The 26,212-nt window shown below is 63.4% G+C and carries 28 protein-coding genes; 22 read left to right on the forward strand and 6 right to left on the reverse strand.

Translation table 11 applies throughout. From position 1 onward, the window contains the following. Position 1: 1 nt before the first annotated feature. The 3 genes from flhA to FHR23_RS04625 all read left to right on the forward strand — a co-directional run bounded on the left by flhA (position 2) and on the right by FHR23_RS04625 (position 3,800). A complete protein-coding gene (gene flhA, locus FHR23_RS04615) occupies positions 2-2,080 on the forward strand; it encodes a flagellar biosynthesis protein FlhA (protein ID WP_184001713.1) in 2,079 nt (692 codons plus the stop codon). Next, a complete protein-coding gene (locus FHR23_RS04620; protein ID WP_184001714.1) occupies positions 2,077-2,826 on the forward strand; it encodes a sigma-70 family RNA polymerase sigma factor in 750 nt (249 codons plus the stop codon). The genes flhA and FHR23_RS04620 overlap by 4 nt, the downstream gene beginning before the upstream one ends. Before the next feature lie 116 nt (positions 2,827-2,942). Continuing rightward, positions 2,943-3,800: an oxygenase MpaB family protein gene (locus tag FHR23_RS04625; RefSeq protein WP_184001715.1), complete on the forward strand. Its 858-nt coding sequence runs from the start codon at positions 2,943-2,945 to the stop codon at positions 3,798-3,800. Between the two features lie 136 nt (positions 3,801-3,936). Here FHR23_RS04625 and FHR23_RS04630 read toward each other — a convergent pair whose 3' ends face one another. Next, positions 3,937-4,761, reverse strand: coding sequence for a flagellin N-terminal helical domain-containing protein (locus tag FHR23_RS04630; protein ID WP_184001716.1), 825 nt, complete (start codon positions 4,759-4,761; stop codon positions 3,937-3,939). A 258-nt stretch (positions 4,762-5,019) separates the two neighbouring features. On the opposite strand from FHR23_RS04630, the gene FHR23_RS04635 reads away from it, so the two are divergent. The 18 genes from FHR23_RS04635 (at position 5,020) to fliS (ending at position 20,980) form a co-directional block, all read left to right on the forward strand. Continuing rightward, complete coding sequence (locus tag FHR23_RS04635; RefSeq protein WP_184001717.1) at positions 5,020-6,282, forward strand: sigma-54 interaction domain-containing protein; 1,263 nt, start codon at positions 5,020-5,022, stop codon at positions 6,280-6,282. After that, the gene (gene fliE / locus FHR23_RS04640) at positions 6,279-6,662 is read left to right on the forward strand and encodes a flagellar hook-basal body complex protein FliE (RefSeq protein WP_184001718.1); all 384 of its coding nucleotides are present in this window, start codon (positions 6,279-6,281) and stop codon (positions 6,660-6,662) included. Before FHR23_RS04635 ends, fliE begins: the two co-directional genes overlap by 4 nt. Before the next feature lie 3 nt (positions 6,663-6,665). Next, entirely contained in the window at positions 6,666-8,399 is a 1,734-nt protein-coding gene (fliF, locus tag FHR23_RS04645) for a flagellar basal-body MS-ring/collar protein FliF (RefSeq protein WP_184001719.1), read from the forward strand. Beyond that, a complete protein-coding gene (gene fliG / locus FHR23_RS04650) occupies positions 8,396-9,409 on the forward strand; it encodes a flagellar motor switch protein FliG (protein WP_184001720.1) in 1,014 nt (337 codons plus the stop codon). Before fliF ends, fliG begins: the two co-directional genes overlap by 4 nt. Continuing rightward, the gene (locus FHR23_RS04655) at positions 9,402-10,208 is read left to right on the forward strand and encodes a FliH/SctL family protein (protein WP_184001721.1); all 807 of its coding nucleotides are present in this window, start codon (positions 9,402-9,404) and stop codon (positions 10,206-10,208) included. The genes fliG and FHR23_RS04655 overlap by 8 nt, the downstream gene beginning before the upstream one ends. Continuing rightward, positions 10,202-11,533, forward strand: a complete 1,332-nt coding sequence (locus FHR23_RS04660; protein WP_184001722.1) for a FliI/YscN family ATPase — start codon at positions 10,202-10,204, stop codon at positions 11,531-11,533. Before FHR23_RS04655 ends, FHR23_RS04660 begins: the two co-directional genes overlap by 7 nt. After that, positions 11,526-11,960 (forward strand): hypothetical protein, encoded by a 435-nt coding sequence (locus FHR23_RS04665; protein WP_184001723.1) that lies wholly within the window; start codon positions 11,526-11,528, stop codon positions 11,958-11,960. Before FHR23_RS04660 ends, FHR23_RS04665 begins: the two co-directional genes overlap by 8 nt. Positions 11,961-12,031: 71 nt before the next feature. Next, positions 12,032-13,885: a flagellar hook-length control protein FliK gene (locus FHR23_RS04670; protein ID WP_184001724.1), complete on the forward strand. Its 1,854-nt coding sequence runs from the start codon at positions 12,032-12,034 to the stop codon at positions 13,883-13,885. Positions 13,886-13,897: 12 nt separating this feature from the next. Beyond that, complete coding sequence (locus FHR23_RS04675; protein WP_184001725.1) at positions 13,898-14,548, forward strand: flagellar basal body-associated FliL family protein; 651 nt, start codon at positions 13,898-13,900, stop codon at positions 14,546-14,548. A 6-nt stretch (positions 14,549-14,554) separates the two neighbouring features. Beyond that, the gene (locus FHR23_RS04680) at positions 14,555-15,520 is read left to right on the forward strand and encodes a flagellar motor switch protein FliM (protein WP_184001726.1); all 966 of its coding nucleotides are present in this window, start codon (positions 14,555-14,557) and stop codon (positions 15,518-15,520) included. Beyond that, complete coding sequence (gene fliN, locus FHR23_RS04685; protein ID WP_184001727.1) at positions 15,517-15,819, forward strand: flagellar motor switch protein FliN; 303 nt, start codon at positions 15,517-15,519, stop codon at positions 15,817-15,819. The genes FHR23_RS04680 and fliN overlap by 4 nt, the downstream gene beginning before the upstream one ends. Beyond that, entirely contained in the window at positions 15,816-16,070 is a 255-nt protein-coding gene (locus FHR23_RS04690; RefSeq protein ID WP_184001728.1) for a FliO/MopB family protein, read from the forward strand. Before fliN ends, FHR23_RS04690 begins: the two co-directional genes overlap by 4 nt. Then, positions 16,067-16,861, forward strand: a complete 795-nt coding sequence (fliP, locus tag FHR23_RS04695) for a flagellar type III secretion system pore protein FliP (RefSeq protein ID WP_184001729.1) — start codon at positions 16,067-16,069, stop codon at positions 16,859-16,861. Before FHR23_RS04690 ends, fliP begins: the two co-directional genes overlap by 4 nt. Before the next feature lie 52 nt (positions 16,862-16,913). Continuing rightward, entirely contained in the window at positions 16,914-17,183 is a 270-nt protein-coding gene (gene fliQ, locus FHR23_RS04700) for a flagellar biosynthesis protein FliQ (protein WP_184001730.1), read from the forward strand. 3 nt (positions 17,184-17,186) lie between these two features. Further along, a complete protein-coding gene (fliR, locus tag FHR23_RS04705; protein WP_184001731.1) occupies positions 17,187-17,957 on the forward strand; it encodes a flagellar biosynthetic protein FliR in 771 nt (256 codons plus the stop codon). Next, positions 17,957-19,084 carry a flagellar type III secretion system protein FlhB gene (gene flhB, locus FHR23_RS04710; RefSeq protein WP_184001732.1) on the forward strand — a complete coding sequence of 376 codons (1,128 nt, stop codon included), beginning with the start codon at positions 17,957-17,959 and terminating at the stop codon, positions 19,082-19,084. The genes fliR and flhB overlap by 1 nt, the downstream gene beginning before the upstream one ends. 46 nt (positions 19,085-19,130) lie before the next feature. Then, complete coding sequence (fliD, locus tag FHR23_RS04715) at positions 19,131-20,576, forward strand: flagellar filament capping protein FliD (protein ID WP_184001733.1); 1,446 nt, start codon at positions 19,131-19,133, stop codon at positions 20,574-20,576. 5 nt (positions 20,577-20,581) lie between these two features. After that, positions 20,582-20,980: a flagellar export chaperone FliS gene (gene fliS, locus FHR23_RS04720; protein ID WP_184001734.1), complete on the forward strand. Its 399-nt coding sequence runs from the start codon at positions 20,582-20,584 to the stop codon at positions 20,978-20,980. Positions 20,981-20,992: 12 nt separating this feature from the next. Here the strand turns inward: fliS and FHR23_RS04725 are convergent, their stop codons facing one another. Genes FHR23_RS04725 through argH form a run of 5 tightly spaced genes read right to left on the reverse strand, consistent with a single transcriptional unit; the run spans position 20,993 to position 25,621 of the window. Beyond that, positions 20,993-21,952 carry a CorA family divalent cation transporter gene (locus tag FHR23_RS04725; RefSeq protein WP_184001735.1) on the reverse strand — a complete coding sequence of 320 codons (960 nt, stop codon included), beginning with the start codon at positions 21,950-21,952 and terminating at the stop codon, positions 20,993-20,995. After that, the gene (locus tag FHR23_RS04730) at positions 21,952-22,731 is read right to left on the reverse strand and encodes a precorrin-2 dehydrogenase/sirohydrochlorin ferrochelatase family protein (RefSeq protein ID WP_184001736.1); all 780 of its coding nucleotides are present in this window, start codon (positions 22,729-22,731) and stop codon (positions 21,952-21,954) included. Before FHR23_RS04730 ends, FHR23_RS04725 begins: the two co-directional genes overlap by 1 nt. A 7-nt stretch (positions 22,732-22,738) precedes the next feature. Then, positions 22,739-23,998 carry a diaminopimelate decarboxylase gene (gene lysA, locus FHR23_RS04735; RefSeq protein ID WP_184001737.1) on the reverse strand — a complete coding sequence of 420 codons (1,260 nt, stop codon included), beginning with the start codon at positions 23,996-23,998 and terminating at the stop codon, positions 22,739-22,741. A gap of 13 nt (positions 23,999-24,011) precedes the next feature. Then, a complete protein-coding gene (locus tag FHR23_RS04740; protein WP_184002182.1) occupies positions 24,012-24,254 on the reverse strand; it encodes a hypothetical protein in 243 nt (80 codons plus the stop codon). Beyond that, entirely contained in the window at positions 24,254-25,621 is a 1,368-nt protein-coding gene (gene argH / locus FHR23_RS04745; RefSeq protein ID WP_184001738.1) for an argininosuccinate lyase, read from the reverse strand. The genes FHR23_RS04740 and argH overlap by 1 nt, the downstream gene beginning before the upstream one ends. 157 nt (positions 25,622-25,778) lie before the next feature. On the opposite strand from argH, the gene FHR23_RS04750 reads away from it, so the two are divergent. Then, positions 25,779-26,210 (forward strand): TlpA family protein disulfide reductase, encoded by a 432-nt coding sequence (locus FHR23_RS04750; protein WP_343042994.1) that lies wholly within the window; start codon positions 25,779-25,781, stop codon positions 26,208-26,210. The last annotated feature ends 2 nt before the right edge of the window (positions 26,211-26,212 follow it).

The following is a 26,212-nucleotide window of genomic DNA, read 5'->3' on the forward strand; positions in this document are numbered from 1 at the left end:
AATGCGTCCGTTCCTTCCGCGTAGTGATTTTTCCTCGCTAGCACGCAGCGGCGCCCTGCCGCTCGCGATCCTGATGCTGATCGTGCTGCTGGTCGTGCCGATACCGGCCTTCCTGCTCGACACCTTCTTCATCACCAACATCATGATCAGCCTTGCCGTGCTGATGGTGGCGCTGAACGCGCGCAAGCCGCTCGACTTCTCCGCCTTCCCCACGGTGTTGCTGTTCGCGACGCTCTTCCGGCTCGGCCTCAACGTTGCCTCAACCCGCGTCGTGCTGGTGCATGGCCATGAAGGCGAAGCAGCCGCCGGCCATGTGATCGAGGCATTCGGCACCTTCCTGATCGGCGGCGATTATGTCGTCGGCATTTTCGTCTTCGCGATCCTGCTGATCATCAACCTGATCGTCGTGACCAAGGGCGCGGGCCGCGTGTCGGAAGTATCCGCGCGCTTCACCCTCGACGCCCTGCCCGGCAAGCAGATGTCGATCGACGCCGACCTGAACGCCGGTCTCATCACCCCGGACGAAGCGCGCGCGCGCCGGATCGAGGTCGCGACCGAGGCCGATTTCTACGGCGCGATGGACGGTTCGTCGAAATTCGTGAAGGGCGATGCCATTGCCGGGCTGCTGATCCTGGGCGTCAACGTCATCGGCGGTCTGATCCTCGGCACCGTCAGCCATGGCCTGTCGATCGGCGATGCCGCGCATAATTATGTCCTGCTCGCCATCGGTGACGCGCTGGTCGCGCAGATCCCGTCGCTGATGCTGTCGATCGCCGCTGCCGCCATCGTCACCCGCGTCAAATCCGAAGACGACCTTGCCGGTCAGATCGGCGGCCAGTTCGGCAGCCATAAGATCTGGACGCCGGTTGCGGGCATCCTCGGCATCCTCGCCTTCCTGCCCGGCATGCCGATGCTGGTGATCCTGCCGGCCGCGGGCGCCGCCGGTTTCACGGCCTACCGCCTGCATCAGATCGCCAATCGTCCGCCGCCGCCCGAACCGGCAGCACCCGCGCCCGACCTGTCGAAGATCGGCTGGGATGAAGTCACCGACGCGATGCAGGTGGTGATCGAAATCGGCTATGGCCTGGTGCCGCTGGTCGACGAGCGCAAGGGCAAGCAACTGATGGGCCGCATCACGGGGGTCCGTCGCCAGTTGTCGAAAGACCTCGGCTTCGTCGTGCCGCAGGCGCGCGTCAATGACGACATCAACCTGCAACCCTATGCCTATCGCATCCGCATCAACGGCGTGGTGGTCGGTGAAGACAGCGTGTCGCCCGACGATGTGCTGGCGCTGAACACCGGTCAGGCTTCGGGGCATCTCAACGGCAAACCCGCCAAAGACCCGACCTTCGGCCTCGACGCCATCTGGATCAACCCATCCGACGCCGACGCCGCCACGGGGCTTGGCTATCTGGTCGTCGATCCGGGCACGGTAATCGCCACCCATCTCAATCACATGCTGCTTCAGAATGCGTCCGATCTGCTCGGCCCGGATGAGGTACAGGCGCTGCTCGACGGGCTGAAGGAGCGCGCCGGCCAGCTCGTCGCCTCGCTCTGCCCGCAGCCGGTACCGCTGACCACGCTGACTCAGGTGCTGCGCGGCCTGCTGGCGGAAAATATCCCGCTCAAGGAATTCCGCCGTATCGCCTCGGCCGTCGCCATCGCCGCCCAGCGCACGCTGGATGCCGAGGAAATCATCGAACTGATCCGCCCCCAACTCGGCCCGCTGATCATTCAGAAACTGTGCTCGGTACGCGAACCGCTACGCGTGATGACGCTGGAGGGCCAGCTCGAATCGCTGCTGGGTCAGGCCGTGCGCGGCGATGCCTCGCGCAGCCACACCATCGAACCCGATCTCGGCCGCCGCATCGTCGATGCCCTGCAACGCGCCGCCCAGCCGATGATCGCGGAGGCCAAGCCGTTCGCACTGGTCGTGCAGCCTTCGATCCGGCTTGCGATCCGCAGGCTCGTTCGCTCGGTTCTGCCCGACACGCCGGTGATGAGCTTCTTTGAAGTACCTGAGGAAAAACCCGTTGAGGTCGTTGCCGTTGTCGGCGCGCCGGAGGCTCTGCCCGCATGAATATGCCCACCGGAAAACTGACGCCCCAGGGGCCGCTGACCTACAGCCGCACCGGCCAGTCGCAACGCGACACCGAAGCGCTGGTCCGCACGCATCTGCCGCTGGTCCGCCGCATTGCCTGGCACATCCATGGCGCGATGAGCGGTATCGTCGAGGTCGAGGATCTCGTCCAGATCGGCATGGTCGCGCTGGTAGAGGCGGTCAACGCTTTCGAAGATCGCGGCCAGGTCACGTTCGAACAATATCTGTCGACGCGCGTGCGCGGGGCGATGATCGACGAGCTTCGGCGTCAGGCGACACTGACCCGAGGCGCGATGAAACGACGCCGCATGTATCGCGAAGCCGTCGAATCGCTGACCGTCAAACTCGATCGCAAGCCGGAGGATGCGGAAGTGGCTGAACATCTGGGAGTCACCCCGGAAAAGCTGCGCACCGATTATGCTGCGGCAGAAGCGCTGCATTTCGATTCGATCGACGACGTCTATACCGACGAAGGCCCCTGGTTCATGAGCGACGAGCCGGACCCGTTCGAACAACTCGCCGAATCCGACCTGCGCGATGCGCTGATCGGCGCGATTGCTGCCCTGCCCGAACGTGAGGCGCTGGTCATCCAGCTCTATTATGTCGAGGAAATGAACCTTGACGAGATCGGACAGGTGATCGGCGTCGGCTCCGCGCGCGTCTGCCAGATCAAGAAGTCGGCGCACGACCGGCTGAAAGACCTGCTCCACAAACGCCTCGGCTAGCTCCTCTCGCTCGTCATTGCGAGGAACGTAGCAACGCAGCCACACGGTACATAGTACCTGCCTCTCATCACCCGTGATGCTTGCGCTACGCTCCCGGCGTACGCACATTCAAGGGGATGGCAACGCGTCACCCCCCTGCCCTGCCCTTCAGCCGCCCGGTCAAGAAGCTGCTGGTCGGCCGGGTACGCGCCCTGTTCAACGACACCGCCCGTGGGGAAAAACCCGTTCAGCGGAAAGAGGACGGCCTGTTCGGTTCCGGTTCGGTCGCCTGGCGTGTCCATGCCGATGTCACCAGTATGATGATCGGCGGCATTTCGGCGCTGCTGCTCCAGATGCTGCATCCGCGTGCGCTGGCAGGCGTGTGGGATCATTCCGATTTCCGGCACGACACGCTGGGCCGGTTGCGCCGCACCGCGCGCTTCATTGCGCTCACCACCTATGGCGGGCGGGAAGAGGCGGAGACCGCACTGGCGCGGGTGCGCTCGATTCACGATCGGGTGCACGGCACGCTGCCGGACGGCACAGCGTATGATGCCAATGATCCGCACCTACTGACCTGGGTGCATGTCACCGAAGCGGTCAGCTTCCTGAACGGCTGGATACGCTATGGCGAACCGGACATGCCCGCGGCGGATCAGGACCGCTATTTCAAAGAGGTCGCACAGATCGCGGCACGGCTGGGCGCGACCGACATTCCCGAAAGCAGAACAGAAGCGACTCTATATATAGAGTCGATGCGCAAGGAACTGGTGTGCGACGACCGCGCGCGCACCGTTGCCCGCTTCCTGCTGAAACAACCTTCCCCGCAACTGGCGGCCGCGCCGTTCCATGCCGTGACTCTGCGTGCCGGTATCGATCTGCTCCCCGAATGGGCGCGACGGATGCACGGTCTTTCACCCGGCCCGCTTTCCGCGCCGCTCGTCCGTATCGGCGCGACCGGCATGGCGCGCACCCTGCGCTGGGCATTTCGTTGACCGGCATGGGGTGGGCGCACAAAAACCCCGATAGTCTTGCGACCATCGGGGCTTCCGTGCTTGCCCTCCTGTTGGGGTAGGGCTGGGCCGAACCCGCCACCTTATAGGGGGGCGGCGGCGGGCCCGTCCGCCATTCTTAGCGCAGCAGGCTCAGAACGCCCTGCTGGCTCTGGTTGGCCTGCGCCAGCATCGCGGTCGAGGCCTGGGCCAGGATCTGCGACTTGGCGAGGTTCGTCGTTTCCGTCGAATAGTCGGTATCTTCGATCCGGCTACGCGCGTCGCTCAGGTTGGTGACGTTCTGCGTCAGGTTGTTGACGACCGACTGCAGACGGTTCTGCGTCGCACCATAGGTCGCACGCTTGGTGTTGACCGTGGTCAGCGCGGTATCGACATTGCCGATCGCGGTCGAAGCGTTGGTCGAGGTGTCAACCGCCGTGCCGCTGCCCGTGATGGTCGACAGATCGACCTTGCTCAGGTCCAGCGCAACGGTGTTGCCGCTGTTTGCGCCGGTCTGGATCGAAACCGAACCACCCGAACCCGCCGTACCGTCGAACAGCTTCACGCCGTTGAACTCGGTGTTCGACAGAATGTCGCTGATCTGGCTCTTCAGCGCGGTAACTTCGGTGTTGAGATTCGCGCGGTCGTCCGAGCCATAGGTGCCCGAAGACGACTGCACGGCCAGTTCGCGGATACGCTGCAGCATGTTGGTAACTTCGTTCAGCGCGCCGTCGGCGGTCTGCGCCATCGAGATACCGTCATTGGCGTTACGAACCGCCTGGTTCATACCCGTGATCTGTGCGGTCATCGAGGAAGCGATGGCGAGGCCGGCGGCGTCGTCCTTCGCGGAGTTGATGCGTTTGCCGGTCGACAGGCGCTCCATGCTGTCCGTCAGCGCCATATTCGCTGAGGTCGAGGCATTGGCGGCGCGCATCGAGCCGATATTGGTTCCGATAACAGTCATGTTCCGTGTCTCCGTTCTACGTCCGGCTTCCTCCCGACCTCCCCCCTAAGATTGCGGGAGCCGGAGTAGCCAACCCATTGAACGACCGCTGTCGGAGAGGATTAAACAAAAAAGATCATCGCCGGATCGGGGCCCTTACGCGCGTACACGCAACCGCGCGCAAAAAACTGGAGCCGCTTTCGGATAAAACCGGGGGGTAAATTTACAAAGTGTTTACCCTGTTCGGGGCATAGGAATTTCCAACAGGGGGAAATGCCAATGCGTTCACTTCATCTTTCCGGTGCGGTTCAGGAAGAACACTTCATGCTGATCTCGGCCTTGCGTGCGCAGGGTTTCGGAATCGCCGAAGCGGGCAGCCGACCCGGGCGGGACGATCTGTTTCTGGTCTGCCAGGGGGAGACGCCGCCGATCGCGGCGCGGACGCTGATCCTCGAATCGGGCAACGAAGCATTTGCGCAGCATTTCTGCGACGGCAACCCCGCTCGCCTGACCTATCCGGCCGACGATGTCGCGATCGCTTCCGGCATGGCGAGCGCCATGCTGCGCGGGCCGCAGGCACCGATTGCGGCCGACCCCGAAAGCCTTGCCCTGCTGGCGCTGGCCGAACGCGTGGCGGGTGCGGACATCACCGTTTTGATCAATGGCCCCACCGGCACAGGCAAGGAAGTTCTGGCCCGCGCGATTCACAACGCATCGCCGCGTGCCGAAGGACCTTTCATCGCCATTAACTGTGCCGCGCTTCCCGAAACGATGCTGGAGGCGATGCTCTTCGGTCATCAAAAAGGATCATTCACCGGCGCGTCATCGGGCGGTGAGGGATTTTTCCGCGCTGCCCATGGCGGCACGCTGCTGCTCGACGAAATCGCCGAAATGCCGCTTCAGCTTCAGGCGAAGCTGCTGCGTGCATTGCAGGAGCGCGAAGTCGTTCCCATCGGCGCGACCGAGGCCATTCCGGTGGACGTGCGTGTCATCGCCTGCGCCAACCGCGACCTGCAACGCGAAGCGGAGGAAGGCCGGTTCCGTCCCGACCTGTACTACCGCCTGAGCGTATTTCCGCTCGAAACCCGCGCGCTGGCCGAACGGCCCGGCGACATCACCGTGCTCGCCGCGGCCATGGTCGTACGCCATGCCCAGGCCGGAAAACCGATGCCCTGGCTCAGCGCCGACGCGATCGCAATGCTCGCCGCGCATGACTGGCCGGGCAATGTCCGCGAGCTGGAAAATGTCATTCAGCGCGCGCTGTTGCTTTCGAGCGGCGCGACGATTGAAACCGATCACATCGTCTTCGACCGCGCATCGCGCCCGGCGGCCAACGCCAATCAGCCGGAAAAACTGTCGAACATCGTCCAGATGTCGGAATTTCAGGCGATCCGCGAGACGCTGGCCGCCTGTGGCGGCAGCCGCATCGAAACCGCAAAGCGCCTCGGCATTTCGGAGCGCACCCTGCGCTACCGTCTCGCCAAGGCCCGCGAACAGGGTGACGAAATCGTCGACACCGCCAATCGCCGGATCTCGGCATGAGCGGCGTCGGCGGGATCGGCGGCGGCGCCATGGGCGTCGATCGGGTGATGGCGCTGCGTGCGCAGATCCTCGAACGCAACGCCGCGCTCAAAAACGCGGGCACGGCCGACGCCTCGACGGCGGCGACCGGCGGCGCGCAGGCGACCAGCGGCGCTTCGCAACCCAGCTTCAGCGATTCGCTGCAGGATGCGCTGCAAAGCGTCAATCAGGCGCAATCGAAAGCGGGCGAACTGTCGTCCGCCTATGAACGCGGCGAAACGATCGACATCGCCAAGGTGATGCTCGCCCGTCAGCAGGCGTCCGTCGGCTTCGAAGCGACCATGCAGGTCAGGAACAAGCTGTTGTCCGCGTACAAAGACATCATGAACATGCCGGTGTAATCCATGGAAAGCGCTCTTCCCACACCCGCCGCCAATATGACGGCCAGCGGCGTCTCTGCTCCGGCAGCGGCGCCCTTCAGCTTTGCCAATCCCTTTTCGCAGATCAGGGATTTCCTCACCCAGCCGGCGATCAAGCGCAGCCTGCCGCTGATCTTCATGGTCAGTCTGGTGGCCGCCGCGCTGCTGTCCTGGGCGATGCTGCGTACACCCTCGCAACGGATCCTGTTCGCCAATCTCGACGACAGCGACAAGGCGGCGGTGACGCAGGCGCTCAACAAGGCAGGGATCGATACGCATTTCGACGGTGCCGGATCGGTTACCGTCGCGGAAGATCAGTATAACAAGGCGCGGATGCTGCTTGCCGGGCAGGATCTGCCGAAAGCGGCTCCGGGCGGTTATGCCATTCTCGACAATCTGCCGATGGGCGTCAGCCGTGCGGTAGAGGGCGAACGGCTGCGACAGGCGCGCGAAAGCGAACTGGCCGAATCGATCGAGGAGATCGATGCCGTCGCCGACGCCCGCGTCCATCTCGCCACCCCGGAGGCTTCCGCCTTTGTCCGCGACAATTCAAAACCTTCGGCTTCGGTGATCGTCCGGCTTCAGCCCGGCCGGTCGCTCAGCGATTCGCAGGTCCAGTCGATCGTCAACCTCGTCGCATCTTCAGTGCCGGGGATGTCGCCCGACGGCGTCACCATCGTCGATCAGATGGGCAACCTTCTGTCCGATCCCGAAAAGAGCGACAGCGCCTCCGAAGCCGGGGACGCGCGGATCGATTTCCAGCGCCGGGTGGAGGACAAATATCGCCAGCAACTCACCAAGCTGCTGACCCCGCTGGTCGGCGCGGGCAATTTCTCCGCCGAGGTGCAGGCCGATGTCGACCTCGATGAGACGCAGGCGACCCGCGAAGCCTATGACAAGGACGGCGTGCTGCGCACCGAACAGGGCAACTGGACCCGCGATCCGGACTCCGGCAAGACGCCCGCAGGCATTCCCGGCGCGCTCTCCAACACGCCGCCAGCCGATCCCAAGCTGGTGAAGCCCGATCCCAAGGCGACCAATGCCGACGGCACGCCTGCCACCGGAGCCACCTCCGGCACCGCATCGGGATCGACCGATGACTCCACGCAGAAGACCAGCGAGCAATATGCCCGCACCTATGCCAATGGTAAGGAAATCTCCGTCACCCGCGCGGTGCCGGGAGAGGTCAAGCGCCTGTCCGTCGCCGTCCTGCTGCGCGACCCCACCACCGGCAAGCCGCGCAGCAAGGCCGATATCCAGCAGATTACCGAACTGGTGCGTGCCGCCGTCGGCTATTCGCAGGCACGCGGCGATCAGGTAACGGTCATCGCCCGCAAATTCTCACCCGATGCCACTGCCGATGCCGACAAGCCGGCCTGGTATCAGGCCGACTGGGTACCGATGGTCGCCCGCAACGGCACCGCGCTTATCATCGCGCTGCTGGTGCTGCTGCTGGGCGTTCGTCCGCTCGCCAAGTCGCTGCTGAAGAAGAAGGAAGAAATCGACGCCGAAAAGGCGATCGCCGCACTTCCCGGCGCTTCGGGACCGGGTCAGGTCGAGAATCAGACCCCCGGCGAAGCGCCCGTCAGTGTCGAGATGCTCGCCGCCTCGCGTAACTATGGCGACCGGGTCGATCTCGTCCGCGGGTTCACCCGTGACAACCCTTCGCGCGCCGCGCTCGCGGTTCGTGACATGATCCAGGCGGATGCAAAAGGATGAACGCGCCGACCACCACCCGCAGCTTTACCGGCATCGAACGCGCCGCCGTTCTGATGATGCTCGTCGGTGAAGACGAAGCTGCTGCAATCCTGCAAAAGCTTGATCCCGAAGAGGTGCGAGAGCTTGGCCGGGCGATGTTCGCCGTCGCCGATGTGAGCGAGATGGACGTCAACGACGTCCTCGACAACTTCATCGACAAGGCGGTCGAACGTACCGCCATCGGCTTCAACCCGCGCCCGAAGATCGAAACGATGATGAATCGCGCGCTCGGCCCTGAAAAGGCGGAAAGCGTGCTGTCACGTATTACTCCGCCGGAAGCTGCCTGTGCCATCGACCTGCTCGACTGGCTGGAGCCGGCCGAAATCGCGCAACTGATCGAGGATGAACATCCGCAGATCGCTGCGGTTCTGATCGCCAATCTCGACCCGGCAGTGGCGGGCAAGGTGCTGGAAACGCTGCCCGAAGCGGTACAGCCGCAGATCCTGCATCGCGTCGCACGTCTCGGCCCGATCACGCCGGAGGCGATCGAGACGCTGAAGGTCACATTGTCGCGCCGCATCGGCAAGGGACAGGCGTCCACCGGCCTCAGGCTCGGCGGATCGAAAGATGCCGCCAAAATCCTGTCGAGCGCGCGCAAGTCGACCGAAACCCGCGTCATGCCGAAACTCGCCAAGATCGACCGTGCGGTCGCCAAGGAGATTGAGGAGGCATTGTTCGTCTTCGAAAATCTGCTGGAGATGGACGACAAGAATCTCGGCATCCTCATCCGCAATATCGACACCGATACGCTGGTGCGCGCGCTCAAGGGCGTGGACGAGACGGTGCGCGGTCGTTTCCTGGGCTGCATGTCCGCACGCGCCGCCGACGGCATCGTCGACGAGATGGAATCGCGCGGGCCGATGCGCCTTGCCGAAGTGCTCGAATCGCAAAAGGTCATCATCACCACCGCGCGCCAGCTGGCGAAGGACGGCACGATCATGATGGGCGGCGGAGAAGACGATTATGTCTGATGCCGCACGCGCCTTTCCCGACGCGCCTGAACCGGGATTCACTCCCGGTTTCGCCAGCCGCCACGATCGCGCGGGCGAAGCGCTGCGCAAGGCGTTCGCGCCGGTCGAAGGGTTCTCCGCAATCGACATTCGCGACCGTATCCGCGACGCCCGTCCGAAACCGGCAGCCGACGGCCCGGTCGGGTTCAGCCCGCAAAGCAGGCATACCGGCACAGCCGACGCCGCCCAGCCAGGTCCGCGCCATTTCAGCCCCGCCGATCCCGAAGAGCGGACGCAGGCAAGCGCCGCTCCGGGGGCAAATGACAGCGACTTTCACGATCCGTTCGAAGCGGCTCGTACCGCCGGCTATGCCGAAGGGCTGGCCGCCGCGCGCACTGAAATGGCGCAGGCACAGCACCGTGAGGAAGCGCTCGTCACCCGACTGTCCGAGGCGCTGGCACAAGGGTCGCATTTTGATCGCGAACGCGTCGCCCGGCAATTGCGCCAGACGGTGCTGGCGCTGGTTCAGAAAATCATCGGCGAAACCGGCATTGCGCCCGACTATCTCGCCAACCGGGTGGAAGTTGCCGCCGACATGCTGAGCGACAGCGCCGAATCGGCGATGCTGCGCCTCAACCCCGACGACCTTGCAATGGTCGAGGACAAGCTGCCCAAAACCGTCTTTCCCGTCGGCGATCCCCATGTCGAACGCGGCCATTTCGTGATCGAATCGGCATCGACCGTCATTGAGGACGGTCCCGATCTGTGGATCGAACAACTGACTGCTGCTCTGGAACATGTGACACCGCCTTCATGCTGAATCAGTTCGCCGAAGACTATCTGGGCTCGCTCAACCTTTCGAATTTTCGTCCGCAGCCGCGCGTTGCCGGACGTCTGTCCTCGTTCGACGGGTTGCTGATGGAGGCGGTCGGCCTGTCGCTGCCGGTCGGTACGGTCTGCGCGATTTCCACCGCCAATGGCGGTACGGTGGAGGCCGAAGTCATCGGCTTTCGCGGCGGCAGGACGTTGCTGATGAATCTCGGCGGTCCAGCCGCGCTTCTGCCTAATGCACCGGTGCGGCCCATCGGTCCGCCGGGAGAGGCAGAGGTCGGCTCCGCCCTGCTCGGCCGCGTGGTCGATGGTGCGGGCAAGCCGATCGACGGCAAAGGCCCGATCCGCGATGCCGGACACTGGCCGCTGGCGGGCAAGATCCAAAACCCGCTCGATCGCGGCCGCGTGCTCAAACCGATGGATGTCGGCGTGCGCGCGATCAACGGCCTGCTGACCATCGGTCAGGGCCAGCGTGTCGGCATCATGGCCGGTTCGGGCGTCGGTAAATCGGTGCTGCTCGGCATGATCGTGCGCGCAGCCCAGGCCGATGTTGTCGTCGTCGGACTGATCGGCGAACGCAGCCGCGAAGTCGCCGACTTTCTCGAAACCAAGATTTCGGGCGAGGCACGCACACGTTCGGTCGTCGTCGCCGTGCCCGCCAACCATTCGCCGGTACTGCGTATTCGCGGCGCCCTGCGCGCCACGGCCATCGCCGAATCCTTCCGCGCGGAAGGAAAGAAGGTGCTGCTGATCATGGATTCGCTGACGCGCGTAGCGCATGCGGGCCGTGAAATCGGACTGGCGCTGGGCGAACCGGCCTCCGCGCGCGGCTATCCGCCCTCGGCCATCGCCATGCTGCCCAGCCTGATCGAACGCGCGGGCACCGATGTCACCACCGGCGGCTCGATTACCGCCATCTATACCGTGCTGGCCGATGGCGATGACGGTAACGATCCGGTCGTCGATTCAGCGCGCTCGATCCTCGACGGGCATATCGTGCTGTCGCGCCAGCTTGCCGAACAGGGGGTTTACCCCGCCATCGATCTTGGCCCGTCGGTCAGCCGCGTGATGACCGATATCGCCACGAAAGAGCATGTTGCCGCCGCGCGGGTGCTGCGTCGGCACCTTGCCACCTATGAGGAAAATCGCGACCTGATCCTGATGGGTGCCTATCGCCCCGGCACCGATGCCGCGATCGACGCGGCGCTTGCCTGTCATCCGGCGGTGCTTGAATATATCCGCCAGGATTCCGACGCCGTCGTGCCGCTGGCCGATGCGATTGCCGAACTGACCGGCGTCTTCGGCGATGGCTGAACGCTCCAAAAAGCGCCTCGACCGCATTCACCGGGTCCGCACGCTGCAACTCGATCTCGTGCGTGCTGACGAAGCCCGCGCCGCCCAGCGCGTATCCGACGAATCCAATTTGCGCGACCGTATTCACCGGCTCAGCCAGTCGGTCGCGCCCGTCGCCACCCCTGCGCCGACCAGCGCGGGCAGCCTGATTGCCGCTGCCCATTATCGTCACCGCCTCCACCAGTCGGCCGAAGCCGCCGAACGCCGGATCGAAGTGGCCGAGGCCGGATTGCAATCCGCACGCGGCGCGACCCGCGAAGCCAAACGCGAACAGACCGCGGTGGAAAAGCTGATCGAACGCGCCGAAGCGGAAGCCGCGCGCCGCGCCATGCGCGCGCTGGAGGCGATGCCCGGCGAACCGCGCAAGCGCCGCAACGATCCGGAATAGAGCCGTTTCCCCAAAAACGGCACGGTCCTTGCTTAAACGCAGGATATGCATGGTTTCGGAAACATAGCGCGATGATGAAGATCAGCCTGCCTCTTTCCCTCAATCCGGGAACCCCCGGCGCTGCGCCCAAAACCGGCGGCAAGGGGGTAAAGGACTTTGCCCCTGCCCTTGCCGATGCAATCAAGGGTAGCGGCACCGCAAAGCGGGTTTCAGCCGACACGATTGTTGCTCAGGACAAGGCGCTTCCGGCGAAAGCACGCCTTCCTGATTCCAAACTCAAGACTACAGAAAAGACCACGCAAACGGCCGGTGGCGCAAAGCGGCAAACCTCCGCCACGCCCGGCAAAATCTTGCCGGTTGCGAAAAATGCAAAAGGCGCCGACGCATCAGGCGAAGCCGACACGACCGCACAGGCACAGTCTGCCACCGACACCAAAACATCCGCTCCCGTGTCGACTGCAAAAACGATAGTGACCGCCGACGATGCTTTGGATGCGACATCCCCAACGGTACCGAGTTTGACGGCGTCGGTCTCACATCAGGGCAGCCAGCCTGCAACGACACCCACAAAGCATCGCGCACAGCCGACCAGAGGTACAGCCGACGCAACGGTCACAATCACCGATCCCACCGCCGCCGACATCGCCGATGGCAATGATGCGAACATGACGGCGCAGGCCGGACCTGACACCGGGACCGGCGATAAAGCCGTCGCACAGACTGCAAAGAAGGCTCCCGAAAAGAGCAAGACATCTGCATCGCGCCCGACAGCGACAGACAGCGCCGCCGCTGCCATCGTTGCAGCAGTCGCTTCGGATACGCCGGCAGCGAGCGGGGTCGCCCGTTCGGCTTCCGCAAAAGCCGATGATACCGGTCATGGAGACGGAGCATCGACGACAAAAGGGGATGCGCCGACACCCCGAAAGGTGGCTCCGACACTCGCCTTTGCCTGGCAGGCTCCGTTCAATCCGTCGGCGGGCACTACCCCCGCGACTGGTAATACCGCCGCCCCGGTCGCGCATGCGGCGCAGCCTGTAACCGGACAAGGTCCGGCACTTTCAAAGGACATCGGCAATACGGCGATTGCCGCCAATCAGCAGGCGACCGCTCAGGCACATACGCAGGCGGCTCCCCAACCGGACAAGCTTGAATCGCTGGCGCTCAAGGCAGCGATTCAATCCGCAACGCCGGTATCGGGCACCGCGTCGTCTGCGCCAACGCCCAGCGCCGCGCACACTGATATACTCGGCAAGTCGCCTGTCGATATTCAGTTCACGACAACCGCGCCACCACCCGCCGTCATCCGCGCGACACTTGCCATGACATCCGCCCTGCCGGCACAATTCGCCGCGCAGCTCGCCGGTCAGAGCGCGACACGCCGAAACGTACCGCTGACACCCGCGAGCGATTCGTCCGGCGACGGTCAGATTTCCATGCTGCTGTCGCATGGTGCGGCCGCAGGGCAAACCACCGCCACCGCGCTTTCAGGTGCCACAGGCCAGGACGGCACCGCGCTCGACCTGAAACAGCAGCAGGGCATGGAGCAGATGATCGACCGCATCGCCGCGCTGCGCGATGCCGGAAAGGGCGCGAACGACGCCCGCATCCGGCTGGCGCCCGATGCGCTTGGCAATGTGCAGGTGACGGTGCGTCACGACGGTGCGCAAACGCATGTGCACTTCACCACCGATACGCTGGCTGCCCGCACATTGTTGCACGACGCGCAGCCGCGCCTTGCCGAAATGGCGGACGCACGCGGCCTGAAACTCGGCAATACCACGGTCGATTCAGGCGCTGCCGGTCAGGGCTATCAATCGAATCAGCAGCAACCGCAAGGGCAGCAGCAACCGAATATCCGCAATTTCGCGCCAACATCGGCGGCCGATGATTCCGAATCCGGAATCGCCGACGCTCGAATCGCTTAACGGGGAACTGGAATGAGTAAGAAAGACGACAAGGACGACGCTAAGGACGGCAAGAAGAAAAAGGGCGGCATGGGCAAGATGCTCCTGCTCGTCGGCGGCGTGCTGGTGCTTGGCGGCGGCGGAGCCGGAGCGGGTATTTACGCCGCCCAGTCCGGCCTGCTTGGCGGCGGCGGGGCAAAGGCCCATGCCGCCCCTGCCCCCGACGTGCCGCATCTGGTCCCCAAATCGGAAGAAAAACGCGCCTCGCTCGGCGGTGACGGCGACGGCGGCCATGGCGAAGGCGGCGGCGATTCAGGCGGCAGCCATGGCGGCCTGCCCACGCCCGCCGGTCAGGGCGGCGATAAATATGCCTCAAATTATTTTGTGATGGATAAAGAGTTCACGTCGAACCTTCTCGACAGCGTGCACTTCATCCAGGTCGGTCTGGCGGTCTCCACGCCCTATGACGACCGGGTGCTCGAAAACCTGAAAACTCATGAGATTGCAGTACGTTCCGCGATCCTGATGACGCTGGGCCAGACCGATGAGGATCAGGTTTTCTCAGTCGAGGGCAAGCGCAAACTGCAACAGCGACTGGTGAAAACCATCAATCAGGTGCTCCAGCAAAAAGAAGGATTCGGTGGCGTTAGTAACGTCTACTTTACCAATTTTGTTGTTCAGTGAACTTGCATGGTTAACGCTGATTCACCAGAAGCCCCGCAGGAGCGGCAGGACAGGCGCGAACGCACACGGGGCACCGTGGGCGTCGGCCACGCGCCACTGTTTGGCGACCCGAATCGTAATCCGTTCGGGGATCTGCACACGTTGCAGCACCTGTCCGCGCGTCTGGCGCGGTCGCTGCGCGGGGTATTCGAACCGTTGCAGCACAAAGCACTGCGAAGCTGGGCGGAGCCGGTCAGCGTACAACGTTTTGCCGATTACCGGGTGGAGCGCGGCGACGGGCTGACCGCCTGGCTTCCCATGGAGATACAGCCGACAGGCGGGCATGCCCTGCTGGTGATGGACGGTCGCTTCGTGCTTGAACTGCTCGACCTGTTCTTCGGCGGCAACGGCGAAGCGCCGCACAACCTGCCCGGTGAATTTTCTCCGTCCGCCGAAGCAATGGTGCAGCGGCTGGCGACGATGATGCTCGATTCGCTCCACAATGCGTGGGAGCCGATCGCCCGCCTCACCTTCGATCCGCGCCATGTCGAGATCAATCCGGCCATGTTCTCCTCGCTCGACGGCGACGATCCGATGGTCGTCACCCGCTTCGGGCTGGCGGGCGACAAGGAAGATCCGGTCTTCATCGACATCATCTATCCGGTTGCCGACCTGAAACCGCATGCGCCGTCGCTGACCGCCAAGGTACATGGCCGCACGGCAGAGGCCGATCCGAAATGGCAGCATAATCTGACCCGCTCGACCATGAGCGTGAAATTCCCCGTCCGGTCGGTGCTTGCCGAGCCGGTGGTGTCGCTGGGCAAATTGATGGAGCTGAAGGAAGGGGACGTCCTGCCGATCAGCTTCGGCACCTATGTCCCTGTCATGGTCGGTCGCAACCGGCTGGGCACCGGCACCGTCGGCACCGCCAACGGACGCGCGGCAATCAGGCTCCACAGCCTCGAACGAATTGAAGAAGAGGACTTCCAATGAACGATATGACGAACGGCGGCCTGCCCGTGGACGGAGCTGTCGCGGCCAATTTCCGGCTGCTTCAGGACGTCGATGTGAAGCTGACGGTAGAGATCGGCTCGACCGAACTCACGCTGCGCGAACTGCTGGCGCTGGGGGAATCGAGCGTGATCGAACTCGACCGCGCGGCCAATGAACTGCTCGACGTGTTCGTCAACGGCACGCTGATCGGCCGTGGCGAGGTCGTCACCGTCGGCGAACGTTTCGGAGTGCGCATGACCGAACTGGTCAGCCCGGAAAAGCGGGTCGCTGGCAAATGATGTGGGCTTATGTCCTGAAACTGGTGATCCTGCTGCCGCTGGTCTGCGGTCTGCTGATCGCCTGCCTGTGGGCATGGCGCAAGCTTGAGGCACGCCTGCCCGGCAATCAGGGCGAGAAACTGATCCATGTCCGCGAAACCATGATGGTCGGCACCGGCACTCGTCTGGCGGTCATCGAATTCGAAGGAAAGCGCCTGCTCGTCTCGGTCAGCCGGGGTGGAGTCACGCTGATCGACAAGGCAGGGCAATGACGATTTCGTTTCCGCCCCGGCGCATCCTCTTCGCGCTGGGCGCCATTCTGATTGCCCTGATCCTCGCACATCCTGCGTTCGCACAGACCGCACCTGCGGCAACGCCGGGCACGGGCGACGCGATCGACCGTGCGCTGGGCGACCTTGGCGGCGGCAATGCCCCGCTCAGCCTGTCGCTGCAAATCCTCATCATCATGGGGCTGCTCACGGTTCTGCCGGGCATTCTGCTGATGATGACCAGCTTCACCCGCATCGTCATCGTGCTGGCGGTGCTGCGTCAGGCGCTGGGCCTGCAACAGACACCGCCCAATCAGGTGCTGATCGGTCTGTCGCTGTTCCTCAGCTTCTTCGTGATGGCGCCGACCATCAACCAGATCAACCAGACCGCGATCCAGCCCTATGCCGCGGGCAAGATCGGCGCGACCGAGATGATCAAGCAGGGCGGCCGTCCGCTGCACGCCTTCATGATCAAGCAGACGCGCACCCGCGACCTCACCATGTTCGCGGAAATGGCCAAGAGCGGTCCCTATGCCCGCCCCGAAGACGTGCCCTATTCGGTACTGCTTCCCGCTTTCGTCACCAGCGAGCTGAAAACCGCATTCCAGATCGGTTTCCTGATCTTCCTGCCGTTCATCGTCATCGACCTCGTCGTCGCGACCGTGCTGATGTCGCTCGGCATGATGATGTTGTCGCCGACGATCATATCGCTGCCGTTCAAGCTGTTACTGTTCGTGCTGGTCGACGGCTGGGCACTGACCATGGGCAGCCTCGCCAACAGCTTCGTCACCTAGCCGAACCCTACCACCACCGCTTTCTTCTCAATCCCGACCCGGAATTTGCATCATGGACGCCGATTATTTCCTCTCCGTCGCCAGACAGGCCCTGTGGGTGCTGGCGCTGGTGTCTGCGCCGGTGCTGATCCCGGCGCTGCTGTCGGGCCTGATTCTCGGCATGATCCAGGCGGCAACCTCGATCAACGAACAAACGCTGAGCTTCGTACCGAAACTGATCGTCGTCGCCATCTCGCTGGTCATTTTCGGCGGCATGATGTTCGGTCTTCTGAGCGATTTCACGGTGCAGATTTTCAACCGTATCCCCGACCTTGTGAAATAGCCGATGCTGGGTTTCGGCGTCTCGATCGAGCCACAGCTCTGGACGCTCATCTTCACGATGGTGCGCGTCGGCGCCGCCTTTATCGCGGCGCCGGTATTCGGTGCGATAACCGTGCCGCTGCCCGTGCGCATCACGCTCTCCGGCGCAATCGCGGTCCTCGCGATGAACGTCGCGCATATTCATCCGCCCGAGCAGGTCTTCTCGCTTGTCACCTTCCTGTCGGTGGCGGGGGAAGCGCTGATCGGTCTCGCGCTCGGCTTTATCCTGCAAATCGCCTTTGCTGCGCCGATGGTGGCGAGTGAGGCGATCGGCATCACCATGGGGCTTGGCTTCGCGACAATGATGGACCCGCAGCGCGGTGCCTCGACGCCTGCGCTCGGCAATTTCCTGTCGATTCTGCTGACGCTGCTGTTCCTGTCGGTGAACGGCCATCTGATCCTCGTTCAACTGATCGTCAAAAGCTACACGCTGCTTCCTCCGGGCGCATGGCTGGGTGCCGAACAGCTCAAGAATATCGCGTTTTTCGGCGGCTATGCGTTCATGGCCGGACTGATGCTGGCGCTGCCGGTCGGCTTTCTGCTGCTGTGCCTCAATCTGGTCGTCGGCATGGTGTCGCGCTCCGCACCTGCCCTCAATTTGTTCGCGGTCGGCCTTCCCGCCAGCCTGATGGTCGGGGTGATTGCACTGTTCGTCGCGATGCCGGCGATGAGTGACTATATGTTCATCATTATCCGCGACGGCCTGGACGCGACACAAAGGCTGGTACTGGGATAATGTCGGAAAGCGGTCAGGACAAAACAGAAGCCCCGACAGCCAAGCGCCTCAAAAAGGCGCGGGACGAGGGCAATATCCTGCGCTCCAAGGACTTCGCGGCGGCGATCGTCGTGTTGTTCGGGTGTGGCTGGATTGCGATGTTCGGCGGCTCGATGGTTCGCGCGGTGCAGGGCATAATGGCCGCCAGCCTGACCTTCGGCCGCGCCGATGTTGACGATTTCGAACCGATGCGCCCGCTGATCGAGGCGGGAACCCGCCTCTTCGTCCCGATGGGCACGTTGCTGGCGCTGGTGTTCCTTGCCGCGATCCTCAGCCAGGTCGGACTGGGCGCGTTCAGCTTCAACGCGAAGCTGCTCGCACCAAAGCCGTCACGCATCAATCCCGCTTCCGGGATCAAGCGTATTTTCGGCCCGCAGGGCTGGATCGAAATGGGCAAGTCGCTGCTGAAGGTCATCCTGCTCGGCAGCATCGGCTATGTCCTGCTCAGTCAGGCCGCGCACCATTCGATGGGGCTGCTCTCCTCTGATCTGGAGGGCGCGGTCGGCGTTCTGAGCAGCGACTTCACCATCCTTTTGTTCGCCATGGCGGCGGGACTTGCGGCCATCGCCGCGATCGACGTGCCGATCGCCGCCTATCGCCTGAAAAACAAGCTGATGATGACCAAGCAGGAAGTGCGCGACGAGCACAAGGAAAGCGAAGGCTCGCCCGAATCGAAACAGGCCATTCGCGGCAAGCAGCGCGAGGTGATGAAACGCTCCTTCCGCAAGGCGGTGGCAGAGGCGCATGTCGTGCTTACCAACCCGACCCATTTCGCAGTGGCGCTGCGCTATCAGACGGGCCGCGATCAGGTGCCGGTGGTGGTGGCAAAGGGCCGCGGCGAAACCGCGTTTGCCATTCGTGAGCTGGCGAAGGAGCTGGAGATCACGACGCTGGAATCGCCCGCGCTCGCCCGTGCGGTTTATTATACCAGCCGCGAAGGACAGGAAATTCGCGACGACCTGTATCGTTCGATCGCAACCGTTCTTGCCTTTGTTTTCAACGTCAATGCGCAGGCCGGCGGCACCTTGCCGCATATCGACGTTCCGGCAACCGCTCGTTTCGACGAAAATGGTCGTCAGATGTCGTAAAGATTTGGGCTGTACGGTCGTTTGATGGGGAAGAAGGGAAACACGCATGGCCGTTGAGTCGATCGCCAAAACACTGGGTACCGGTTCGGGGATCGACACGACCGCGCTGGTCGATCAGCTCGTTACTGCGCAGTTCGATGCGAAAAACACCCAGCTCAGCAATCAGTCGGACGCGCTCGATACCAAGATTTCGGCCGTTTCCGATATCAAGAGCGCAATCAGCAGCTTCAACACCGCGCTCAAACAACTGGTCAAGGGCGGCACGCTCAATACCCAGCCGACGAGCAGCAACACCGGCATTGTGACTGCCAAGGCGACCAGCGGTTCGACCGCGAACCTGTCCGGCCTTTCGGCATCGATTCAGGTGCAGCAACTTGCTGCATCGCAGGTTGCCAACACCACGCCCTTTGCCGACAGCACCAGCGCGATCGGCACCGGCACGCTGACCATCACACTGGGCACGGCCAGCGTTTCCAACGGTCAGATGACCAGCTTCACCGCAGGCAGCGGCACGCCGGTCAACATCACCATCGACAGCACCAACAACAGCCTCGACGGTATTGCCAAGGCCATCAATGCTGCCGGAGCAGGGGTTACGGCCAGCGTGCTGAGCGACTCCGACGGTGCGCGGCTCGTACTGAAAAGCGCCACCGGCGCGGATCAGGCATTCACCCTCTCCGCCACCGAAGACAGCAGCGCTCCCGGCCTGTCGGCGCTCGATGTCGGCGTCGGTGCCGGCAACACCACCATCGGCACCGCCGCACAGGATGCGGTCGTCGCGGTCGATGGCGTTTCGGTCAAACGCTCCAGCAATCAGATCAGCGACCTGATCGACGGCGTTACCCTCAACCTCGTTTCGGCCAGCCCCGGCACCACCGTCCAGATCGGCAGCCAGGCCCAGACCGACAATCTGCGCAATGCGGTCAATGATTTTGTCGACACCTATAATCAGGTGATGTCGACGTTGCAGACCGATACCGATTCAAAAACGGGGCCGCTGAGCACCGACACGGCGGCACGCGCCCTGCAATCGGCGCTGTCGCAACTGACGCTGACCAACCTCGTCAATGACGAACCCAGCGGCTCACCGCAGACGCTGGCGGAAATCGGGATATCCACCAATCGTGACGGTTCGCTGAGCGTCAACACCGATCAACTCGATTCCGCGCTCAGCAACTTCCCGCGTGCGGTGGAAAAGATGTTTTCCCCCGGCCTGCTGTCCACCGGGGACGGCTTGTCGGCGGCGCTCGATTCGATCACCACCCGCGCGACCAGCGTGGTGTACGGTCTTGGTGCCAGTGCAGCGTCCTATACCACGCAGAAGCAGCATATCACGGATGAACAGACTCAGGCGGCAAGCGATGCCGATGCGATGCGCACGCGCCTGACCCAGCAATTCGCCAGCATGGATTCAAAGGTTGCTGCGTATAAATCGACGCAGACCTTCCTTACCCAGCAAATCAACGCCTGGAATTCGAGCAGTAACGGCTAACGTCAATGACACGCTATGCAAGCGCCCTGGCCTGCGATCCGGCGCACACTTATCAGCAGATCGACATGACATCGCGGATCGGTGGCGCCGACCCGCATCAGCTCGTCGGTCTGCTCTACGAAGAGGCGGTTCGCGCGCTTCGTACAGCCGCCTGGGCGACTGAAAACAATCAGTTCAAGACGAAAAGCGAACGGGTTACGCGTGCAATCGCCGTATTGTTCGCGCTTGAATCGGGCCTCGACTTCGAAAAGGGCGGTCAGGTGTCGCGCACGCTCGCAACGCTGTATCGTGGCATACGCGAGCAGATCGTAGCGGCCAGCATCGGCAGCGACCCCGCCCCCTTTCGCAACGCCGCCAACGACCTTTCGGAAGTCGCCGCTGCCTGGAACAGCGTACGAAACTGAAGCAGCCTCGCCTTATTTGGCGAACCAGTGGCGGTAGAGAAAAAAGATGGTGATCCCCGCCGCCATCAGCGCGCATACCAGCAGCACGCCGTCAAATGCCCAGGGCTCCCTGGCATAGGGAATCCCCTCCACATTCATGCCCAGCAGACCGGTGAGGAAAGTCAGCGGCAGGAACACCATCGCCACGATTGCGATGATCAGCGAGCGCTGGTCGATCTGCTCGGCCCGCAGATCGGTCAGCGTTTCATGGATCAGCGCACTGCGTTCGCGGATGGAATCCAGTTCTTCCGACATACGCGCCGCCCGGTCGGCCGCCGCCGCGAGATGCAGCCGGTCGTCATCCTCCAGCCAGTCGACATTCAGCGTCGCCAGCTTCTCCAGCGCCGATCGCTGCGGGTTCAGGAACCGACGATAGCCGATTGCCTTGATCCGCACCTGATTGACCCGACGGCGCATCTCGAACGCCTGATCGGCGCTTAACCGCTCCTCGCAATCGTCGAGCAGGTCGCCCAGATCAGCAACATTGGGATCAAGTTCTTCGGTAATCGCGCTGGCAAATTCAGCGATCAGATCGCCGGGATCGTCGATTTCCGCCCGGGCCATCACTTCGTCACGCACTTCTCCCACCGCATGCAAGCGTTTGCGGCTGACCGAATAGACATGGCCGGCATGGGCATAGATACGGATCGACGCCAGCGGATCGGCAGGCTCCATCTCATCATCGGAAAGACCGCGCATGTTGATCAGCGCCCCGCCATCGGGCGCCGCATCACAGCGCGGACGCGTTTCCGTCGCGGTCAGCATGTCAGTGAGATATTCGCTCAGGTGCGCTTCTTCACGCAGCCAGCGCTGCACTGCCTCATCATTCGAAGCGAGATGCACCCAGACCAGTTCGGCATCGCATTTCAGTGCCTGCTCCAGCGGAATCTTCTCCGCCAGATGATTTTTCACCCGGATCGCAAAGCCGTTCATCACACGCCCTTCACCATCACCGACAGCCCCGGCTCCAACCGGGTGGGCGGCGTGTCGCAAAGGATGCGCCCGGCATCGGCACGTGCACGGTTCAAAATCAATGAAGGGACGTCGACGGCATAATATACGCGATCCGCCTGCGCCAGCCAGCGTGCCTCTCGCAGGGTCAGGTCGTCGGGATCGTCGCTGCGCAACCGGATATGCTCCATCCGATCAGCCTGCTCCAGCGTTTCGGACGATGCAAGCCATTGTGCAACGACATTTTCCTCATGCACGGCGACCGGGTCCAGCCTGCCGCCCTCCGACAATGCTTCGCCCAGTGCACGCCGCCGAACCGCGCCGTCGGGCCAGCGCGCGCGGATCGCTGCGCGCGCCTGTCCGAGTGCCACCGCCAGCCTGCCCAGCGATTGCGGAAGGATCGCCTCCAGCCGTTGTCGCAACGCCGCCGCCAGCCCCGCCGAAACGCCGCCGGTCGAAATCGCGATCAACACCGGCGACCGGTCGATGACGGCGGGCAGCGTGAAATCGCACAACGCCGGACGATCAACGGCATTGACGAGGATACCGCGCGCCTTCAGCCTCGCCACCGCATCCTGCGCTGCCCGTTCTTCGGCAACGGCTACGACGGCGATCCGCGCCATATCATCCGCTTCCCCCACGACCCGCGCTCCGGCCCGCTCCAATATGCGCCGTTTCGCTTCCGCCGCCGGACCGTCGCCCAACAGGATCACCGGCCTGTCCGCCACACGCAGCAACAGGGGCAGGCCGGCATCGCGCATCAGCGGATCATTTCAGCCATTCGGGCACGCGCTCGGCAGCCATGATCGTACCTGCCGCGATTCGGTCGGCCACCACCGCATAGCGATCGCCCGACACCAGCACTTCGGGTACCAGCGGGCGGCTGTTATAGGTCGATGCCATGGTTGCGCCATAGGCCCCGGCGGTCCTGAAAATGCCCAGATCGCCCGGCTCTACCGCATCGATTTCGCGGTTCATGGCGAACGTATCGCCCGTCTCGCACACCGGTCCTGCGATATTCGCCATCATCGTTTCGCCCGTCGGCCGGACGGCGGCAAAATCATGATAGGCATCGTACAATACCGGGCGAGCGAGGTCGTTCATCGCCGCATCGACGATGACATAGGGATTCTGCACCCCCGGCTTCACCCAGATCACCTTGGTCAGCAGCACGCCCGCATTGCCCGCGATCACCCGGCCGGGTTCGAACATCAGTTCGACATCCCAGTCGCGCGTCACCCGTGCGGCCATCGCCCCGAACTCCGCCGGGCTGGGCATCACGTCGTCGGCGCGATAGGGCACGCCCAGCCCGCCGCCCAGATCGACATGGGTGATTTTATGGCCATCGGCGCGCAGTTCGCGCACCAGTTCGCCAATGCGGGTATAGGCGGCCTCCAGCGGAGCCAGGTCGCCAAGCTGACTACCGATATGGATCGCAACTCCGCGCAGGTCGAGACCGGGTTGCGCCGCCAGTCGCGCGAACATCGCACGCGCTTCATGGATGGGGATACCGAACTTGTTCTCCGCGCGACCGGTGGAGATTTTCGCATGGGTGTGCGCATCGACGTCCGGGTTGACGCGCAGCACGGCGGGCGCACGCTTACCCATCGCCGCGGCGATTTCAGCCAGCGCCATGCCTTCGGGTTCATGCTCCAGATTGAACTGGCCGATACCCGCTTCCAGTCCGGCCTTCAGTTCGGCAGGGGTCTTACCCACGCCCGAAAACAGGATACCATCGGCAGGAACGCCCGCTGCAAGCGCGCGCGCCATCTCTCCGCCCGACACCACATCGGCACCATAGCCCTGATCGGCGAGCACCCGCAGCACGCCCAGATTGGGATTGGCCTTGATAGCGAAGGCGATGTGAACGCTGGGAATGTCTTTCAGGCCATCGCGAAACACCTGCGCATGGCGTTCCAGCGTCGCCTGCGAATAGACATAAACGGGGGTGCCGACTTCTTCGGCAATGCGTTCCAGCGGCACGTCTTCGCAAAACATGCGCCCGTCGCGCAGCGTAAAATGATCCATGAGCGGTGGGCCTTCAGTTCTTGGGGGGAATGTCGAAGGGGTCCTCAGGACGCTCCTTCGATTCCTTCAGCAGTTCATCGTTGCGCGTCGGACGCGCTTCCGGGCGGGGTTCGAGCAACTGCTGGGGCGTCGGCGTGGCGGCCGCGCCATAGGGCTTGACGGGCAGTGGCTCCTTGGCGGGCGGCGCCAGTTCCTTGCGCGACCCGCACCCGGCCAGCGCGACGAGCGCCACAGCGGCCAGCATTGCCCTACGCATCACCCATTCTCCCGACGCGCCGCCGCAATCGCCTCACGCACCCGTTCGGGCGCGGTTCCGCCAAAGCTGCGGCGGCTGTTGACCGAGGCATCGACGCTCAGCACGTCATACACGCCTTCGCCGATCCGGTCATCAATCGCACGCAGCGTTTCCAGCGGTAGCTGATCCAGCCGCACGCCCGCATCCTCGGCCGCCTTGACCGCACGACCCGTGACATGGTGCGCCTCGCGAAACGGCAGACCAGCCTCGCGCACCAGCCAGTCGGCAAGATCGGTAGCAGTGGCAAAGCCGCTTTCGGCCAGCGCCCGCATCCTCTCGGTGCGGAACGTCGCGCTTTCCACCATGCCGGTCATCGCCGCGATGGTCAGGCCGAAAAGGTCGTGCGCTTCGAACACCGGCGGCTTATCGTCCTGCATATCCTTAGAATAGGCGAGCGGCAGGCCCTTCATCGTCATCATCAGGCCGGTCATGCAGCCCATGATCCGCCCGGCATGGCCGCGCACCAGTTCGGCGGCATCGGGGTTGCGCTTTTGCGGCATGATCGAACTGCCCGTGGACCACTGATCGCTAAGCGATACGAAGCCGAAGGGCTGCGACGCCCAGATCACGAATTCCTCGGCCAGTCGCGACAGATGCAGCGAACATTGCGTCGCAGCGGTCAGATATTCGAGCGCAAAGTCGCGATCCGACACGCTGTCGAGCGAATTGGTCGTCGGGCCGTCGAACCCCAGCGCCGCCGCCGTTGCCTCCCGGTCAATAGGAAAACCGGTTCCGGCGAGTGCCGCCGCGCCCAGCGGGCATTGATTCAGCCGTGCCCGCGCATCGCGAAACCGCCCCCGGTCGCGCGCGATCATCGCGTGATACGCCATCAGATGATGGCCCAGCGTCACCGGCTGCGCCGATTGCAAATGGGTAAAGCCCGGCATCACGCTGTCGGCATGTTCCTCCGCCCGGTCGAGCAGCGCGGTCTGCAGTGCCGCAAGCCCGGCATCGACTTCATCGATCGCTGCACGCACCCACAATTTGAAATCGGTCGCCACCTGATCGTTGCGCGACCGCGCGGTATGCAGCCGCCCCGCCACCGCGCCGATCTTTTCGGCCAACGCATTTTCGGTGACCATATGAATGTCTTCGAGCGCCAGATCCTCCGGCACGCCGTCGCGTTCATAGTCCACCGCGACCGCGTCCAGCCCATCGGCAATCGTTTGCGCATCCCCGGCAGCGACGATTCCCTGTTTGCCCAGCATCGCGACATGCGCTTTCGATCCGGCAATGTCCTGCCGCCACATCCGCTTGTCGAACGGGATGGAGGCATTTATCACCCGCATAACCGCCGAGGGGCCTTCGGCGAACCGCCCGCCCCACATCTGATTGGAGTCTGCCTTGCGCTCAGGAATCGCGCTTCTCCTGCTCGTCACCGTTGGAATCGCGGGTTGCGATAGGCAATCCCCCGCCCCGGAGCAAGCAACAGCCGCTACCAATGCCGATAGCAATGGTAGCATCACGCAGCCGACCGCCGCGAAAGTGGACCGCAGCCATGCCGGGGAAGCCGAACCCGACACCCCGTTCACCGCGCCCGACGGCAAACAGGTGACGCTCGCCGATTTTCGCGGCAAGCCGGTGCTGCTCAACCTGTGGGCGACCTGGTGCCCGCCCTGTGTCGCGGAGATGCCGACGCTCGACACGCTGGCGAGCGATCTGAAAGGCAAGGTGCAGGTGCTGACCGTCAGCCAGGATCTGGAGGGCACGAAGGTCGTCGCCCCCTATTTCAAAAAGAAGCAGTTCAGGACGCTTCAGCCCTATCTCGACCCGAAGATCGCGCTGTCGACCCTCTATGCGGTCAATCTGCCCACCACCATCCTGTTCAACGCGCAGGGCAAGGAAGTCTGGCGGGTCAGCGGCGGTATGGACTGGACCAGCGCCAAGGCTCGCAAGCTGATCGACGAAGCCGGGTAGCC

The organism is Stakelama sediminis (assembly GCF_014199335.1).
Lineage (GTDB): Bacteria > Pseudomonadota > Alphaproteobacteria > Sphingomonadales > Sphingomonadaceae > Sphingomonas > Sphingomonas sediminis.